Raw genomic sequence first — 16,997 nt, forward strand, 5'->3', positions numbered from 1 at the left:
GTGATGCGCAAGACTTTCGTCTTTGTTGCCTGTTTAGCTGCGATGTCGGCTTGGTCTGTTTCTGCCGTTGCTGCTCCGTTGACCGCCGCTAGTTCATCGGACCCTCGATTTGGCTGGGACTTTGGTGAGGCCGGTTCGATCAACGCGGAGTGGGATTCGTTCACTACCCCCGTTGGTGCACCGGGGAACCTGCCCGACGTCGCTCATTTTGGGTCGGGTGCCAACAGCGTTCTGACCGGGAATACACCCGGAGCGTTCATCGTCAGTTCCGGCAATATTTACTCTTTCAGTGGTACGCCCGACTTCACCGCCACCATTGACACGTCGGACTTGGCTGGCGATTACACCCGTGTCGTCGCTCAGATCGTCACTCAGGGCACCGCGATGGATTTAAGCTCTGTATTACTCGATGGAATCGCACCGACCATCGCTGGATTCGGTGGTTCAGCGGCTGGCTACATGGCGATTTGGGATTTGGCTACTTCCGGTGGTCCGGCAACGAGTTATAGCTTGGACTTTAACGCGACCGGTCCGCACCTGTCATTGGATCAATTGCAAGTCGATGCCTTTTCGCAAAGCGTTGCTTTCGCGACACCAGCGGCCGTCCCAGAGCCGGCGGCGATGGCTTCGCTCGCGGCTTTAGGCGTCTTCGGTGTCTTCTCCGGACGCCGTCGACGTTCGTAGTTGCGGCGTCGCTGATGCGGATTGGCCGGATTGGGCGTCCGGCCGACGCTTCCGATCGGGGGCAACCCTAAAGCATCGGATTCGTCCCAATGAAAGCAAACGCGGGTCGGAGATGACCGACCCGCGTTTTTTTTATGATTGTTACAGATTACCGGTGGTGAAGTATCGCAGGCGGTTTCCGAAGCATTGACGTTTGGATTGCTTCACTTTCGAAATGTCATACCGACGATCAGAATAACGTAAACTGTGATCGTTGAATCGAATTGACACGGAGAATAACCATGCTCGCCGCAAGACGGATAGCTTTCATTCTGGTGGCGGTCTTCTTTTCGCCTGCGATCGTCCAATCGCAGTCTCCGCTGGGAACCTATACACGGACACCGACTCTGTCGCCGTACTTGGATCTATTACGCACTGATTCGGGCGTGTTGCCAAACTACCAGCAATTCGTACGTCCCCGATTGCAGTTGCAGCAGCAATTGCAATCGCAGGCACAGCAACTCGATCGTCAAAGTCGAGCAATTCGATCGATCAATCAACGAGTCACACAGCCGACCGTTCGCGGGACGGAGACAGGGACAAGCACCCGTTTTCTGAACTACTCAACGTTTTATCCGGGTTTGCAGAGACGCTAGTGTTGCGGTCGAGTTCGACTGAAAGGGATTAGCCGAATGGCGTTAGCCACGGTCGTTGCAGTGGTTTGCTCCAGCGACTGATTCTGAATGAAGCTGAGTCACGTAACAACGAGCTATCGCTCTGCGGCTGATCAAAACCAATCAGCCGAATGGCGTTAGCCACGGTTGTTGCAGTGGTTTGCTCCCGCGACTGATTTTGAATGAAGCTGAGTCACGTAACCGTGAGCTATCGCTCTGCGGCTGATCGTGACCGCGCGCGATCGTTCTGCGGCTGATCAGCCGAACCCAACGCCTCGGAATCTGTGCGGCTTGAAGGCGCATCGACGGCTTGGCAAAGTTTGCGGGTCAACTCAAGTCTGCCGCAGAATTCAAATTCAATGACAGTGCCGATCGTGCCTGCCGATTCGGTTACTACTGCCGCCGTCTTTGGCGCGCAGACTACGAATAGACTTGAGGTTCGGTACTTTGCCAAACTCTAGATATAATTCCTGGTGCATGCTCTTGTTACTAGCAGTTAATGCTGGTTGCGCGGTTGTCCAGCATCATCAGCCTCCGGTCACGCCACTGCGACCGGTAAGCACGCCGCGTGAATTGTGCAAGACGACACTCCCGCAATACCGCGTTGAGCCACCCGATATTCTTAATATCAACGTGGTGCGATTGGTGCCCAACGCATCCTATCGATTCAATACGTCGGACTTAGTTCGTGTCAGTGTCACTCGAAACTCGCTCGATCGTTTGGTTGCCGGGGATGTGATATCGGTACGAGTCCCCGGTGCGCCCGCTGTTTCCCCGATCGACGGAACGTTCATCGTTCAACCCGACGGCACGGTTAGCTTAGGGACACCGTACGGATCTGTGAAAGTCGTCAATATGACGCTTGAGCAGGCCGCCGACGCGATCGAGTCATCACTATCACAGATGTTAGTCGCATCGGAAACCTATGTCGCCCTCGCGCAGGCTGGCATCCCGGTCGATGGTGAATTCGCGATCGAGATTGATGGGACGGTGGATTTTGGTCATCCCTACGGACGTGTCTCCCTCGATGGTCTCAATGTCATCGAAGCTCGGGAAGCTTTGCAAGCTCATTTCGAAACTCATTTCACCGAACCAACGGTCACGTTCAGTCTGATCCAATCGAGTGCCCTTCAGCAGATTGTCGGCGAACACATGGTCGGTCCGGATGGGTTCGTCACACTTGGTGCTTACGGTTCTGTGCGAGTGGTTGGGATGACACTTGATGAAGCAAATCAGGCGATCGCAGATGTGCTGTCCAGAGTGCTGGATGAACCGAAGGTGGCAACCTCGGTCTTAGCTTACAACAGTAAGCAGTTTTACATCATCACCCAGGGTGCGGGTGTCGGCGATGGTGTGTTTCGGTTTCCGATCACCGGAAATGAAACGGTTTTGGACGCACTGTCGTTAATCAATGGCTTACCACAAGGTGCGAGTACTGAGATGTGGGTGGCTCGGCCCAATCACGTTAGCGGAAAATATAGCGTGATGCCTGTCGACTGGGACAAAGTGACGTCGCTTGCAGAAACTAGTACGAACTATCAATTGCTACCGGGCGACAGGCTCTATGTCCGACGTGATCCGTTCTTGGCCTTCGATACAAAGTTGGCAAAATTCACCGCACCGCTTGAGCGGATTCTCGGATTCGGCATCCTCGGCGCGGAAACCGCAACACGTCTTTCTGGTCCCGTCTTGAACGGCGGCGGCAATCCACTCGGCAGACGCTTTTAACCAGCATCTTCCTCAACGCCCGCATCTACATTTTCTACAAAGAAGCACACTCATGTCTGTCACTCAATTTGCCAAGGCATTCAGTGGGGGCCTCCCATGCTGCTTGGCGCTGGTGGTGGTCGCGATCGGCGGATGCGTCAATCGTGGTGAGCATCATCGGCCTCATTACAAACGCGTCTTGCCGATGGTTGTCACTGGCCATGGAAAGCAAGGTTACTGCCGGCCGAGAAATTATCTCGGATACTACGAAACGACTTGGAATAGCCCCGAGCAGTTTGGGTGTGTTGGTCGAGCACACTGTGGCAATCCAGTTTGTGGGCAGTGCAGTGCTTCAGTCGTAGGGGAGCTGCCCGCACTTCAGGTTGGCGGTCGGGTGACGTTTGAAGATGCCGCTAACGCACCCACCATCCGCGAAAACGTTGTTGAGCCCGGTGAAGTCCTACATCTCGGCGATCCGACTTCTTACGAAGATCCCGCCGCTCGTGAAACGGTGACTCCGCAAAAGACAAACGCTCTTGAGCTGATTCCCACCAGTGCGATGGCTCCGCTGGATGACATGTCCGTTGAGAAAGCGTCGGCCGTGATGCTGGTCCGTCCAGCGAGGTCGGCGATTCCCGCCGGAAAATCTCGTCAGCACACTCAGGCACCGGCAGAGCAAAAGCTCGAAACCTTTCTACGATCAAAGTGGTGATGTGAGATCGGTCCGCCGATAGAGCGTCGGTCAGTTGCGGGCTGCAAGAGTCTGTTTCACAGCCCGCAAATGCAGGATTGAGATCGACGGGAAATGCTGAGCATGCGGGCCGTCATCGAAAGATTATTATCGGCGTTTTCGACGGTACATCAGTCCAATCCCAAGGCATCCGAGAGCGATTGTGGAGCCCGATTCTGGAATCGCAGTCACCACATTCCCGCTAAAGCCGGGGCCGAATTGTACTGAGGAAGCTCCGGTTAAAGAGAACAAAGCCGATAGGGCTGGGCTTTCAACTAATGCATCTCCGCTCGTCAAAACGTTCATGGGAATACTGAAGAGCACCGCAGACTCACCGTCATTGAGTACGAGTGGAGACCCGTTTGCATCGACAGAGGTGATCGAAAAACCGAAACCATTTGCCGTGAAGTCGCTACTGGCCCCTTTCGTTTCCAGTAATGCGTTTGGTGTGAACTGGATATCCGATAGGGAAGTGTCCGGAGTCTCCGGCACGAATGTCGTGCCGTTTGCGACCTGTAGTGGCATCGTGAATCCACTGATTGACTCGGTCTGACCTACCGCGGTTACGGTCATGTCGAATGTGTAGAGTCCAGGTCCGGAGAATGAAACGTCGTCAAACTCCATGACGATTGCGGCGTTCGCTACGCTTCCCAGAAACATCGACGTTGCAAACGCCATCGAACGTAGGATTGAACTTTTCATAATGATGTGATTTTCTCGCAAAATGTGATGTCTTTAGTCGTAACTCGAATCGTCTGTCGATGTTGTCGGACAGGAATTCTATGTGTCGTGTGATGTCTTAGTCACCGTTTCCGTTTTCTTGCTGATCATTCGTAGTAAGCAGTTGAACATGAATGATTCGGCTTAAGTCATTTCACTCTCCCACTGGAAGAGTCGGGCCTTCAGGCCCGGAGAGGGCACCCTCCCCGGCCGTTTGCTCGTCCGACCCTCCCGCAAGCGGGAGAGTGTTATCCAGAGGTTTGGCCCCAAAGACTCGTGTTTACCTGCTTAGTACAGAAACACTGCCGGACTCCAGTGCTCCGTCTACACCAAATGCTCGGGTTCGGCTCATCAGCTGACGGCGTTAGCCCCGGTGATTGCACCGGAACCGTGGCTAACGCCATACGGCAAATCCTAAAATCAAAGGTTGACGCAGCAGAAGGTTGGCATTGATGCCTCAAAAGCACTCTGACGATACGATCTTTCTGTTCTTTCTGCAGGAGCGGTGGACACATGCCAGCGCTACGCTCCGAGCACGTGCGTGCGTATACCGAACATGCAGGTGGATCGATGCGACAATCAATTGACGGCTGCGGATTAGATCCGTCGGCGACGGCGATAAATCATTCCGCCTCCCAAAAGACAGAGCGATCCAGCACCGGCAATCGAAGCCGGTTCCGGCACGGCTTGGGCTGCTGCACTAAATTCAGGAGATAGTTGGACACTGCTTGCTCCGGTGAGCGCGAACAATTGGGCCAACGCGGTGTTCTCCACCAGGACCTCTCCCGGAACGAACACATTCATCGGGATCGTGAATAGCACCGCCGATTCTCCATCGTTAAGGACCAATGGTGATCCGTTGGCATCGACCGATGTAATCGAAAATCCGAAACCACTCAATGTAAAGTCGCTACTGGCACCTTTGGTCTCTAGCAACGAATTCGGTGTAAACTCAATATCTGACAATGATGAGTCAGGAATTTCGGATTGAAACGTGGCGCCGTTGGCCAGTTGCAGTGGCATGGTGAATCCACTGATCGTCTCCGTTTGCCCGACCGCAGTTGCGGTGAACTCAAAGTTGTAGACACCAGCACCGTTAAACGTAACATCGGTCCCTTGTAGCACGACCGCTGCATGTGAAAGGCTCGTCATACCGACGAGCAGGCACGTCATCAAAGCTATTTTCATCTGAATCTCCTTTGGAGTAAAAACTATCAATCAAGCGGGGCCAAACGAACGCAACGCTCGTTTCGAATGCCCCCGGAGTCACGACGCCAAGCTGTCAAAGAGCGTGTCAACGAGTTCGGCCCATTCTGCTTCATCCTCGTCATCTCCAGTGGAGGTGCTCTGAAGTGAGCCACTGTGACTGAGGGAATCGCTTGAAGCGAGCTGTGGCGGGGCAGTCGGATTGTTGAGGGGCAGTAGTGTGCCACTTGCCGCTAGAGCCGCCCCAAAATCGGATGAGTTCACTGCGCCGCTTCCGTCGAGATCGGCGAAAACGTTGAAAGGCGAGAACCCGGCGATCTGACCGGATGCAGCAAGCACCTCGTTGACATCGCTGGAATTTACGGATCCACCACCGGCGGCGTCTCCCGGCAGGACCTCGAAAGGTGTCACTAGATCATCGCCGCCCACCCCGTCGGCATCTCCGTCTAGTGGATTGCCGGCGGCATCGAGAATTGATGAAGCGAACAAGCTAAAGAGCAGCTTGTCCCCTTGGAACGGCGACGACAGCGTGATCGAAGCTTGGAACGTGGTCGGGTCGTAGGAGACATTTGAAATCAGATCGGCGAGCTGATAGTCACCCACTGGCCCGCCAACGGGCGGGAACGATACTGGGACTCCTCCGAGGCTGAAGTTGGTCGCATCAAACGAGACAATGTCTTCGCTAAAGTTGATTAGGATTGTGTCGAGATTTGTCCACGGCAGGACTCGTGATGAGTTTGATGTCAGCGAATAGCCTTCACCTGCCTCGGGATCGATTGCACCAAGAAAGTCGAATAATGGGCCGACGGACGACCAAGTCGACCCCGCGATTTTGATGTCAGTGACCGTCGGTGAAATTGAATCACCATCATTGTCTTCGATTGAAACATGGACGGTATCACCTGCAGTGCCAAATTGATTATCCAGCACCTTGGGAAACGCAACACTGCCGTTGTAGTTCGGATCGCTACTTGTCGCGGTGTGCGTGATGATCCCCGTGTGAGGGTTGGCTTCTGTTGCGACGTCATCGATCGCTCGGACGAAGATCGTTCGCGAGGTGCCTCCGGAGATGACATCGAATAGGATCGACGCGACCGCACCAAAATTCTCGTCGGTGAAGTCGCCGTCTTCGTCGGTGTCGACAGCGATTTCTAGTTGTGTATCGGAAGTGATATCGACGGTGACATCCGAAGTCGGGTCGGTGCCGATGTAAATCTCGTAGGAATCAATCGTTGAGTCGGCTTCACTGACATCGGTTGAGCCGCCGCTTTCGCCAATCAGGAGTCCTGGGATTTGGATATTAGTTGCATCATTCGTGTTTTCAGCGAAGCCGGGAATTACATCTGAACCGGGATTGGGAAGTCCAAGTGGATTGTTGCGGACCCAGGGTCTGTAGGGAGCAGGGGCCGGAAAGGCGGTGTCCTGAGCGAACGCATCAATTTGAACCGTTTCGAGCGACATGCTGCTACCCGCTGCGGTAAACGCTAGATCATATGACGCATCAGGGGCCGACTGGAAATCGAAGACCGCCATGAGATCGGTAGAGAATGCCGAACCTCCGTGGGCACTGATCAGAGAGTTTTGTGTTTGAGTATAAACCGGCGTTACGCCATCGATATTGATGGAATTGTTGTCGATCGTGTTTCCGAGTGTTTTCCACTGAACGACGATTCGCGTGAACGAACCTGACAAGTCGCTGGTGTCGATCGTAACGTCAAAGTCGGTTGGTTCCGCAAACGAATAAATGTTCTGTCCCGAGGTGAGAAACGCCGAACCAGCATTTTGAATTAGGACACTGTTTTCGCCTGACCCAAAGTCACTCGCGTCGGGGGAGTTGCCGGGAGTTCCCTGCGGGTCTGTGAACTGATCCCATTTCGCGTTGATCGATCCGAAGTCGCCGTAGTCCCAACCAAAACGATCGTCGTAGATAGAAGCAGTGAGATCGCCAAAGCTGGAGGCAAAACCGTCTGGGACGCGAGAGGCACCGCCGACGACGGACCCAGAACCGGGATGTTCCGCGTCAAAGTTCGGATCGAGAACGGTGACGGCATACACCGCGTCGCCGGCGTCTCCGTCATCCACTCCCACAGCGTCTCGCGGCAGCCCGTTGACCGTAGTGTAGGGGTATGGCGTGTCGAGGGCGCCATCGTTATTTGTGTCTAAGTCATCGCCGACCGTGATGCTCGGATCCAAGCCTTCGACCAAGATCCAGGTAGACGAGCCGTCTTCGACCTCGTCGTTGAAGTTGAACGTGACGTAGTCGCCGATCGCCACGCCCGGGTTGATCGTTGTGATCGAATCAATCTGGCCTTGGTCGGCACCGTCGCCGTCAATTTGTAGCAAATGAAATGTGGCATATGTCGGACCGAGACCGGCATCGTTGAGATTAATCAACTCTACGAATTCGTCCGTGTCGGTTCCGTCATGGTTATTGACAAATTCGTTGATGACCAGCAGATCACCATCGGTATCGTTGTCAAAAAGCTTAACCGTGGTATCCCCCGAGAGCGTACCGCTATAGGCGGCATCAGTGCTTGAGGTAACCCAGTCGACAATCCCGCTATGCGTGCCTTCAACGAACAAGTCATCGACGGAACGAACGACCAATTGCTGTGGAATCAGCCAGTTTTCAGGTGTGAACGTTAAGTCGAATGTGGAGTAGAACTGCGTGGCAAAGAAGCTATCGCTGACCACCACTCCCCGAAAGACATTGCTAGGTGTAAAGGTCACCGTGACGTCGTGAGTTGGTTTTGACTGTAGCGTGACCCAGAAGTTATCCAGGTTGTCGATGCTGGAGTCTTCACTCGCTTCAAGGTCAAGTGGTGCGTCCCGAAATTGTTCGCCACTAAGTGCGACGCCGGCAACATTGTCGTGAACGGTAATCGATTCTAGATCGAAGCCGGTTCCTTCACCTTCGACGTTCGCACGGACACCGACGACTAAGCTCGACGCACCTCCCGTAGGAATGTCGTCAAGTAGAAGGTTGAGTGAACCGTCTGCGGTCGTCTGCTGAGTTACCCGGCCGTTGTTGTCGAATTCATAAAACCACTCAAAAAACTCCCCCGAATCGCCGAACGAATTTAGGCCAACAGTCCCGGCGATCCACTCGATGTCCACGATAGTGGCACCGGAGACGTCAATGGGATCGCTTCGCAGTTCATGTTCACCGCCAAAGTCTTCGCTTTCCAGCATCCCGTTGATTCCGGCGTTTGGATCGGTTTCAACAAAGTTGCGGGTCGAGTCCGATGCCGGGACATTCGGATAGGAAAGGCTGAAGTTGGCACCAGCTTGTGGCGACGTTTCTAGGCCGTTGGGTGTGAATTCATCGACGGCCAAGACATTACCTGTCAAATCGACGATCCAAGTCGACAAGTCGACACTGGCCAAATTAATCAATTCGGTGTCGTTGATTTGGTAGCTAATGTCACCGCCGGAAATCGACAATGTTCCATCAAAGCTGATTGTGTTCGAGGTAAGATCAACGAATCGTATCGAAGTGCTGATCGAAACGTCGATGCTGGTCAGTACGCCGTCAGTGAAGGTAACGGAGTCAGCGGAGTCGAGGGCACCGAACACAATATCGCCTTCGGAGTCGAACATCCAAAGACCCAAAGCATGATCGGAGATATCGCTAATCACGGTTGGTTGTGCACTTGGATTGCCACTGGACCGGTTGGCATCCGCTTTCCAAAATTCTGAAAGGTCGATGTCGGTGACTGGTAGAACTTCGACACCTGATCCCGTGTAAGTTGAGTCATCGTACGTCAACGATCCCCACTGGAAATTCTGTTCACGAGGAAACAAATCCATCGCTTCGCCATAGGTCCCCGCTTGGGCCGGACTATTGAAGTTTGCGTTCGCATAGATTGCATCCGCATCACCGCCCCCAGCGACCGATGCGCGCAGAAGCGGTGCGGTTTGCGGACCCAGCGATCCATCTCCCAGGCCGATACGCCCGAAAGCATCCGTTTGGGGTGTCGATCCACTGGGGGCGGTTTCTTGAAGGTAGCTACCGGCGTCCATCGTGCTGGCCAGATCAATCGTATTGCCCGGATGGTCGATGCTTACCGGCTCACTGAAGTCGGCGTTATAGAGCACGGCCATCAAGTGGCGATTTTCAAGTTGCTCCAACAGATTGCGACGCCGGCGTCTTGATCGGTGGCGGCGAGCGGCAGGCGTCTTCGCAGTAAATAGGTGATGCACTTTTATGTTCCTTAGCGTTGTTTGATAAAGCTTTTCAGCTGTCGGCTGGTCAGTGCGTTCGAGTCTCATTGGCGAAATGTGTCGATCGCTGACAGCCATCGTTCAACAGTGATTGGTGTAGCAGTGATTTGTGTAGCAGTGATTTGTGTAGCAGTGATTTGTGTAGCAGTGATTGGTGTTGGCAATTTCAATCGAGGCTGTTCGGACGCAATCCAACGCCTCATTGAATGTCGATGTTGGCATCGAACTAAATCGTTCTTGGTGTTAGACCGATGATGCTTGCGTCTAGGGGCGAACGAACATCGAATTCGAAACCCACGTACATACGGTGCTCGTCAAGCAGTTGTGACTCGCGATCAAAGTGGTTTGCCGCAAACGCGAAGTCACGGCTGGCTGTGAACGGCCTGGTGAATGGCCCCGTGCTGGGGCGACGTTTACTCGAAAGGCGTTTTGCTTTGGGTGCAATGCGTTGAAATTTAATTCAAGCAATACGCACCATACGCGGCGTCATTCGCGGCCAACTCACCGCCGGGAAGCCGCAGCAAAGGTACGGCAACCCAGGATTTATTGTCTGCCGTTGGTCGACCGATACCGGGTTACGCAACCGCTCTCGGTCGCCTACGAACGCGTCGGTAGGCAAACGGAATCGCGAGCGAAGCTAACATCGCAAAGGTCGCCGGTTCTGGGACCGGATTGACCGTTAGGAATGTTGATCCAGGGGCTTCGGTGTTATTGAGGAAGCCGTGTAGAAAGTCGGTTCCCGACGTGTCGTTTGTTCCCGTCAAAGCCAAGGCGAACACGTTGTTCGATCCAGACACCCAGTCATTGACCAGCGCCGTTACATCGAACGTGACCGTGCCAAAACTATCGACAGATGTAATCGCTGCGGGATCGGCAGTCAGAATATGGTTGTTGAAATAATCAATCCAGCTTGTCGTGCCGGTTGGATTTGTATCATCGATTATGGTGCTAAATGGATCGGCATCAACACCGTGCGCAGAAACCGTGAAAGGGGATCCCGGACCTGCATCAAATCCGAAGCCGCCGGAGACGCTTTGGACCGTCAGGATTGCCGACGCCACGGGGCCGGTGAAACTACTAAAGTCATTGGGATCAAATCCGATGTAGATTGTCTCCGGCCCAAGACCAAAGGCGTTGTCGTTGGCAACTCGAAACGTCGAGCGACTATCGCCGGCGTATCCTCGAACGGTATCGGTTCCCATAAAGAACCCGGACGTCATGGCGTCTTCGGTTGGGCTGAGCGTTGCTGCCGAAACAGCGTGTGAAGAGGATCCGGCGAACGCCACGATCGCTATGAGTGCCAGTTTTTTTATCACCATTGCAGTGAAAGCCTTAAAGAGAGACAGCGTGAAAACTCGCTTTGCAGTGTCGGCTACAAGAAAGGCTGTCGTTGGTCGTCAATGTGACTTAGGCGACAGCTCCCGACGATGCGAATTGGCTGGCTGGCTGCGGTGCTTGATCGGAACCGCAATGGCTGGCTAAGCGGGCATGTTAAAGTGGGTGTGAGGTTGATGCAAGCCTTCGAATCGGACGGCTAGCAAGGAATCTTATGGGATATTTCGGAAATCTGTAGTGTGTCGATCGAGTTAGATTGTTTGACCTGCAATGAAGCCTCGTGCGAAACTAACAGGCGGATAAGTAGCGAATACGACTATTGAAATTCGACTTCGAAATCGGCAGTGTTTTCTTCGCCTGGCTTTAGTTCCCAGGTCTCGGTGCTATTGACATCGTAGTCGGGGTGAATGCTCTGTCCGGGGGCGATGATTCCCTCGGAAGATTCAGGCGGAACTTGGGAGAGCAAGCTTGACGGCAATGCGGTAAACCGGACCCGGTATTTACCGCCATGTAGGTTTGCCTGTTCACCGAATTCAAATTTTCCATTGAAGACGGGAGCTGTCGCCTTGGGACCTGTCGTAGGAGGCAACGGCTGGAGCGAGATGATGATTCCCGACACCGGCTTCTCGTCCGCTTTGACTGACCCTGACCCCGTCGCGACGGGACGTTCTTCACGGTTGCATCCTGTGACCGCTAATACTAGCCCAGCGGAAATCAAACTCAGGCGTTGCAGCGATCTTAATGATTGCCATTGTCGTTCGAAGCGTGGCCTTGCATTTGGGCTAAATAGAAACGATTTCATGAGTGCATTTCTAGTACGTTGATTTCGGCAGAGCTTGCTGATGTTTCGGTCGGGTTTCTATCTAGGTTGATTCAATCGATGGAACTGGGGCAAACGCCCGCCGACTGATCAAACACATCCGAACTTTCCTATGGGACAAAGTGATTTTAAGAGTCACCATGGGAGTGGGGAGATCGTTTCGTTATCATTTCGCTGGACGAGCCGATCGAGTGTGACCGCATCTACGGATCCGGTTAGGAACCGAACGCTGCCGTCGGTTAGTCCAAGGTAAGCCCCGCCACTATGCTGGCTGCGAAATGCTTCCCATGAGGGGAAGTCGAGGACTTCGATTCGTGTTCCGTTGAAAATGCCTCGTGACGATGCGGTCGAGTGATACGGATAGCTGACCGCCCATTGAGCCGTCGCTGGACCGCTGGAAAAGAACGCCGACGAAGGATCGGTCGACTGTCGTTCTTGTAATCCATATTCACCGGCGAACACGGTATTGGACAGCCCATCGGTAATGTCACGAAGAGAAATTACTGACATCAGCAGTTCTTCTTGAGGCACCGTGCTATGTGCCATCACTCGCCAGGTATGTAATGCGTTTAAGCCGTCGACAAAAACGCCATTGTGCATCTCACTACGGTAGTACTCCGTGCCCGTCGACATCGCGTAGCTTGAGTCGCCGCTTTCGGGGTTGGGAACCGGCATGGAAGGGCAAAGGTGGACTGAAGGAGGATTGCTGACTAGGTCTGCGTTAGGTTCCTCGCCAAATCCTCGATTGAAGTCAAGCCTTTCATAAAGCGCTTGCTCCTCGTGAAAAGGGAGCAGCGTCGGCCAGCCAGAGAGGCCAGCTTCGTAAAGAGGCTGCCCTCGCCGACGCCCCACCACGTACTTGAGTGTGCTCGGCGGGATCTTTTTAAAGGTCCCGTGGTACATCTGCAGGGCCAAGCCCAGTTGCTTCACGTTATTGCTGCATGTCATCCGCCGCGCCGCTTCGCGAGCGGCTTGAGCGGCTGGCAAAAGCAACGAAACCAAAATTCCAATGATCGCGATGACAACGAGCAATTCGACCAGCGTGAAGCCGCGATTGCGGGGGCTTGTTCGAACGGTTGACGGCATTTGACGATCGACTCCGGTTCGGATTGTTGGGTCGTACCGCAGCTGCGGCATATTCAATCGGCAGAGAGCGGAGAACCAAGGCACCACCGTGTTGGCTTTCGCCGCACGGGGGGAGATGGTCGCCGTCTCCACGTCTGTTTCGGTAGTGGGGGACCTGCGAGCAGTCCAACCTTTCATGGCGGAAAAGACTGAGCATCACTCGAAGTCAGTTTGCTAGGCTTTATTGCGAATGATTATCAATATGGCAAGAGGGCATGGCAAGATGGTCCCGCGCTGTTTCGCACTCAAAACACGGATTTCTCGGCCCGGGACAGTCACTGTTCTGAGTTTTCCGCCGTTTTCTGCGATTCGCCAGTCTGGTCGAAACGCTGAGAGACGGTCTTCAGCACGGATTTCAGGCAGTGTCGGCGAGGTCGCTTCCATTGGCGACCTGTTGATTTTCAGGTTTGATCTCTCGCAAAGTCGCCTTCCAGTCCGCATTACCCGCGGGAAACAACGCGACCTAGCGACGGAAGGAAGGGCGAAAAGACATCGAGCGCCGGCTCGGCATCGAGCGTTGGAGCGTTTTTTGCCATGTATTGTTCTTGGAGCCTTTGCTCGGCACGAACTTGTTGCTGATATTCGAGGCGCCAAATTTTGTTCCACTGCCCAGGGTCGATCCGGAAAGATTGGTGCGAGCCCCCTGCGTTCGGTTGCCCTGTAGCAACGCGTATGGAGCTGTTTTGAGAATCAGGCGAGTGCTTTGCTTCACGTTGGATTGGACCGTTTTGCTTACCCCGCCGACCACCTTGCGACCTGCGTTTGCGAATAATTTTTCGAGTGGATTTGCATTTGCGGATGAGGTGATGCCTTGGCTGATAGCGACAACAAGTGCGACGACGGCGAATTTCTGAAGCAGCGACATGGTGAGTTCCCTTTTGGGAAGGTGGAGGTTGGGTCGGCTAATTTGCCGATTTCGTTTCTCACCAGTACCTGTGTAGAACCGCAGAAAACACCTGAAGGGAATTTGAAAAGTTTTTTCCTGTGCAGGGACTGGCCATGGATTCGGCTGCCGCGAGATCGATCCGGCGTCTCTGCCACAATCTCTCGCGATAGTCCGTTCCGCGAACGATGTGACGGTAAACCCTCCAGGCTAGGTCGCGTCTCCTCTCCAGCCTGACTCAAGGTTGAGGGAAGACAAGGTTGCCGGAGTCATGGTCTAGGCGAATCGATGCGATCGCAGGCATCCGTGTTCAATCGTTTGGATTCCAATGCGACCGGTTGCCGAAACTGTTCAAGCACGGACGTTCGGGAGACCGGTCGAATCGGATGTTTAGCCGAATGGCGTTAGCCACGGTTGATGGAAATTCGTAACCGGGATGAACGCCCGTCGGCTGATAGGTCATACCGAATTACCGAATGGATTCAGAAACGGTCCGAGTCATCGTTCATAGAACTAGGTCATGTCCAAAAATTCCTCTGCAAAGCAACGTCGACGAAAACTCTCCAAGTCAACGCGCGCCAAAGATAAATCCACGCAGCGATATTCCGACCGGCAAACGACTCCGACATCGCGAGCGTCAGGCAATCTCGCGGGGCGGATCGAGACTGCGTTGCGATACCAGCGTGGTGGGCAACTGGAAGCCGCGAAGAGAATCTATTGCGAGGTTCTGGCTCAGGACCCGACCAATGCAGATGCGTGGCACTTGCTGGGCATGACGCTTTATAGTGGCGCGTCGTACCATGAGGCTCTCGAATGCCTGCAGAAGGCTCGTCAGTTTGGCGAAGATCGCGTTGACTTGATCGGACATCTTGCTCTCGTTCACCATGCCCTCGGACAGTCCGCGCAAGCGGTGAAGTTGATGGCGGCGGTCGTCGAAGCAGATCCGACCGATGCCGAGGCTCTCAATAACCTTGGTGTTTTGTTGCTCGAAAGCGGTGACGCTGGTCAAGCTCAACAATGTTTCGAGAAAGCGATCGAACTGCGTCCCGGTTATGGACAAGCGATCATGAATTTGGCGAATGCGCTTTCACGACTTAATCGCCTGCATGACGCCGAACCGTTGTATCGCGAATTGATTCGCGAGAACCCACAGGCTTTTGACGTGATGGGAAATCTGGGTGAGTGTTTGCGCCGGCAAGGTCGCTGGGAGGAAGCACTCGAGGTACTAGAAAAAGTAGTTGCAGGCTGCCCTACTGATCAAGTCGCACGCCTGACCCATGCTCGGACACTTTCGAAACTCGATCGCCTCGAAGAAGCCAAGTCGGCCTTGGAAACCATCGTACGAGACTTTCCAAACTGCGCCAAAGCTTATCATTATCTCGGGGAGACGCTGATGAAGATCGGGAACGTCTCCGCAGCCGAGGTTCAACTCGAACAATCGTTGCGGCTCTCACCCGACGATCCTCACACGCTGTGCACGATGGGCTTTGCACATATCGCCGCTGACCGCCGTGCCGACGCATTAGAGTGCATGGCGAAGGCGGTACGCATCGATCCGACTTTCAGTGAAGCGGATGAGTGTTTGTTGTACCTTATGACCGGTGACCCTAGTATCAACCCACAGGAGTTGTATGAAGCTCATGTGCGATGGGGGAAGCGTCATTCGAGTCGGCATCCCAAGGTCAATCATGCGAACAATCGCGACCCGAATCGAAAACTACGAATCGGCTATGCGTCTGCCGATTTTCGTGAACACGCCGTCGCGGTCTTTTTTGAACCGTTGGTGCGGTTGCGCGATAAAGATCGATTCGAAACATTCTGTTATTACGAATGTGGCATCAACGATCGTGTGACGCAGAAGCTGCGTTCGATGGCGGATCATTGGCGACAAAGCCTTGGCTATTCCGACCAGCAACTGAATCAGCAGGTGATCGATGACGAGATCGATATTCTGGTGGATCTGTCGGGACACACCTCGGGCAATCGCCTCGTCGCATGGTCGATGAAGCCCGCGCCGATTCAAATTTCATGGCTGGGTTATCCGAACACAAGCGGGGTCGAGGCGATCGACTATACCTTCAGTTGCGATATCATGAACCCGCCTGACGAGCCGAGTTATCACACCGAGCAGTTGCTGCGGTTACCGGGGGGATCGTTTTCGTTTCGTCCGCCGGAAAATGCACCCGAACTAAGTCCTTCGCCGTTGCTCAAGAAAGGACACGTGACTTTCGGATCATTTCATCGGCCTTTCAAGGTTTCATCGAAAACACACGACCATTGGGCTGCGGCACTTCACGCGTGTCCGGAGGCGACGTTGATTGCCTTTAACACATGGTTCAACGATCGTACCAAGCACGAGCTGCGTGCCGCGTTGGTGGACCGTGGGATAGAAAGTGATCGGATTGAGATTCGAAATACTTATCGGGGCGATTCGTATCTGAGTGTATACGACGAAATCGACATCGGTCTCGATGCGACGCCGTGGGCCGGCGGAACGACGACGATGGAGGCACTGTGGATGGGCATTCCGGTGATCGCGATCTACGGTAACAACCGGCCCTCCCGTGGTACCGCTGGTATCGTGCACCACCTGGGATATCCGGATTGGGTAGCCCATGACGAACGGGAGTATGCCGAAAAAGTAAGGTCACTCGCTTCAGACCAAGAGCGGCTCGTTCAACTACGTCAAACGCTGCGCGAGCAGACTCGAAGGACGATCGCCGACGAACAGCGTTTTGTGACCGAAGTCGAGAAGGCCTATCGCAAAATCTGGAATCAATGGTGCGCGTCGGCACCGTTGCATCAAACGATTGTTTTGCCGCAGCAGGTAACACAACCGCTGGTCAGGTAGGCGGTAAGGCGGTGACCGTCACGTTTGCGGCGAAGTCTTGATTCGGATCGCCACCTCAC

Annotated in this window: 12 protein-coding genes; 5 read left to right on the top strand and 7 right to left on the bottom strand. The window is 54.0% G+C overall.

Annotation, left to right across the window (positions count from 1 at the left end):
- Positions 1-3: 3 nt before the first annotated feature.
- From FYC48_RS20145 to FYC48_RS20160, 4 genes are all read left to right on the top strand, one after another.
- On the top strand, positions 4-684 hold the full coding sequence (locus FYC48_RS20145; protein ID WP_160149654.1) for a PEP-CTERM sorting domain-containing protein: 681 nt from the start codon (positions 4-6) through the stop codon (positions 682-684).
- Positions 685-965: 281 nt separating this feature from the next.
- Complete coding sequence (locus FYC48_RS20150; RefSeq protein ID WP_149498591.1) at positions 966-1,319, top strand: hypothetical protein; 354 nt, start codon at positions 966-968, stop codon at positions 1,317-1,319.
- A gap of 495 nt (positions 1,320-1,814) precedes the next feature.
- On the top strand, positions 1,815-3,065 hold the full coding sequence (locus FYC48_RS20155) for a polysaccharide biosynthesis/export family protein (RefSeq protein ID WP_149498592.1): 1,251 nt from the start codon (positions 1,815-1,817) through the stop codon (positions 3,063-3,065).
- A 52-nt stretch (positions 3,066-3,117) separates the two neighbouring features.
- Positions 3,118-3,756, top strand: coding sequence for a hypothetical protein (locus tag FYC48_RS20160; protein WP_149498593.1), 639 nt, complete (start codon positions 3,118-3,120; stop codon positions 3,754-3,756).
- Between the two features lie 126 nt (positions 3,757-3,882).
- Here FYC48_RS20160 and FYC48_RS20165 read toward each other — a convergent pair whose 3' ends face one another.
- From FYC48_RS20165 to FYC48_RS20195, 7 genes are all read right to left on the bottom strand, one after another.
- Positions 3,883-4,476, bottom strand: a complete 594-nt coding sequence (locus FYC48_RS20165; protein WP_149498594.1) for a hypothetical protein — start codon at positions 4,474-4,476, stop codon at positions 3,883-3,885.
- A gap of 615 nt (positions 4,477-5,091) precedes the next feature.
- Positions 5,092-5,682 carry a PEP-CTERM sorting domain-containing protein gene (locus FYC48_RS20170; RefSeq protein WP_149498595.1) on the bottom strand — a complete coding sequence of 197 codons (591 nt, stop codon included), beginning with the start codon at positions 5,680-5,682 and terminating at the stop codon, positions 5,092-5,094.
- A gap of 78 nt (positions 5,683-5,760) precedes the next feature.
- Positions 5,761-9,903 (bottom strand): hypothetical protein, encoded by a 4,143-nt coding sequence (locus FYC48_RS20175; protein ID WP_149498596.1) that lies wholly within the window; start codon positions 9,901-9,903, stop codon positions 5,761-5,763.
- Between the two features lie 596 nt (positions 9,904-10,499).
- Positions 10,500-11,243, bottom strand: a complete 744-nt coding sequence (locus FYC48_RS20180) for a hypothetical protein (protein ID WP_160149655.1) — start codon at positions 11,241-11,243, stop codon at positions 10,500-10,502.
- A 332-nt stretch (positions 11,244-11,575) separates the two neighbouring features.
- A complete protein-coding gene (locus tag FYC48_RS20185) occupies positions 11,576-12,061 on the bottom strand; it encodes a hypothetical protein (protein WP_149498598.1) in 486 nt (161 codons plus the stop codon).
- Between the two features lie 153 nt (positions 12,062-12,214).
- Entirely contained in the window at positions 12,215-13,165 is a 951-nt protein-coding gene (locus FYC48_RS20190; protein WP_160149665.1) for a DUF1559 domain-containing protein, read from the bottom strand.
- 502 nt (positions 13,166-13,667) lie between these two features.
- Positions 13,668-14,069 (bottom strand): hypothetical protein, encoded by a 402-nt coding sequence (locus FYC48_RS20195; protein WP_149498600.1) that lies wholly within the window; start codon positions 14,067-14,069, stop codon positions 13,668-13,670.
- A 538-nt stretch (positions 14,070-14,607) separates the two neighbouring features.
- On the opposite strand from FYC48_RS20195, the gene FYC48_RS20200 reads away from it, so the two are divergent.
- Entirely contained in the window at positions 14,608-16,938 is a 2,331-nt protein-coding gene (locus FYC48_RS20200) for an O-linked N-acetylglucosamine transferase family protein (protein WP_149498601.1), read from the top strand.
- Positions 16,939-16,997: the final 59 nt, after the last annotated feature.

Source organism: Roseiconus lacunae (assembly GCF_008312935.1).
GTDB classification, from domain to species: Bacteria; Planctomycetota; Planctomycetia; order Pirellulales; family Pirellulaceae; genus Stieleria; species Stieleria lacunae.

Coding starts and splice junctions, on each gene's coding strand:
- FYC48_RS20195 (WP_149498600.1), bottom strand. CDS start 14,069: ATGTCGCTGCTTCAGAAATTCGCCGTCGTCGCACTTGTTGTCGCTATC.
- FYC48_RS20155 (WP_149498592.1), top strand. CDS start 1,815: ATGCTCTTGTTACTAGCAGTTAATGCTGGTTGCGCGGTTGTCCAGCAT.
- FYC48_RS20165 (WP_149498594.1), bottom strand. CDS start 4,476: ATGAAAAGTTCAATCCTACGTTCGATGGCGTTTGCAACGTCGATGTTT.
- FYC48_RS20145 (WP_160149654.1), top strand. CDS start 4: ATGCGCAAGACTTTCGTCTTTGTTGCCTGTTTAGCTGCGATGTCGGCT.
- FYC48_RS20180 (WP_160149655.1), bottom strand. CDS start 11,243: ATGGTGATAAAAAAACTGGCACTCATAGCGATCGTGGCGTTCGCCGGA.
- FYC48_RS20160 (WP_149498593.1), top strand. CDS start 3,118: ATGTCTGTCACTCAATTTGCCAAGGCATTCAGTGGGGGCCTCCCATGC.
- FYC48_RS20200 (WP_149498601.1), top strand. CDS start 14,608: ATGTCCAAAAATTCCTCTGCAAAGCAACGTCGACGAAAACTCTCCAAG.
- FYC48_RS20190 (WP_160149665.1), bottom strand. CDS start 13,165: ATGCCGTCAACCGTTCGAACAAGCCCCCGCAATCGCGGCTTCACGCTG.
- FYC48_RS20170 (WP_149498595.1), bottom strand. CDS start 5,682: ATGAAAATAGCTTTGATGACGTGCCTGCTCGTCGGTATGACGAGCCTT.
- FYC48_RS20150 (WP_149498591.1), top strand. CDS start 966: ATGCTCGCCGCAAGACGGATAGCTTTCATTCTGGTGGCGGTCTTCTTT.
- FYC48_RS20185 (WP_149498598.1), bottom strand. CDS start 12,061: ATGAAATCGTTTCTATTTAGCCCAAATGCAAGGCCACGCTTCGAACGA.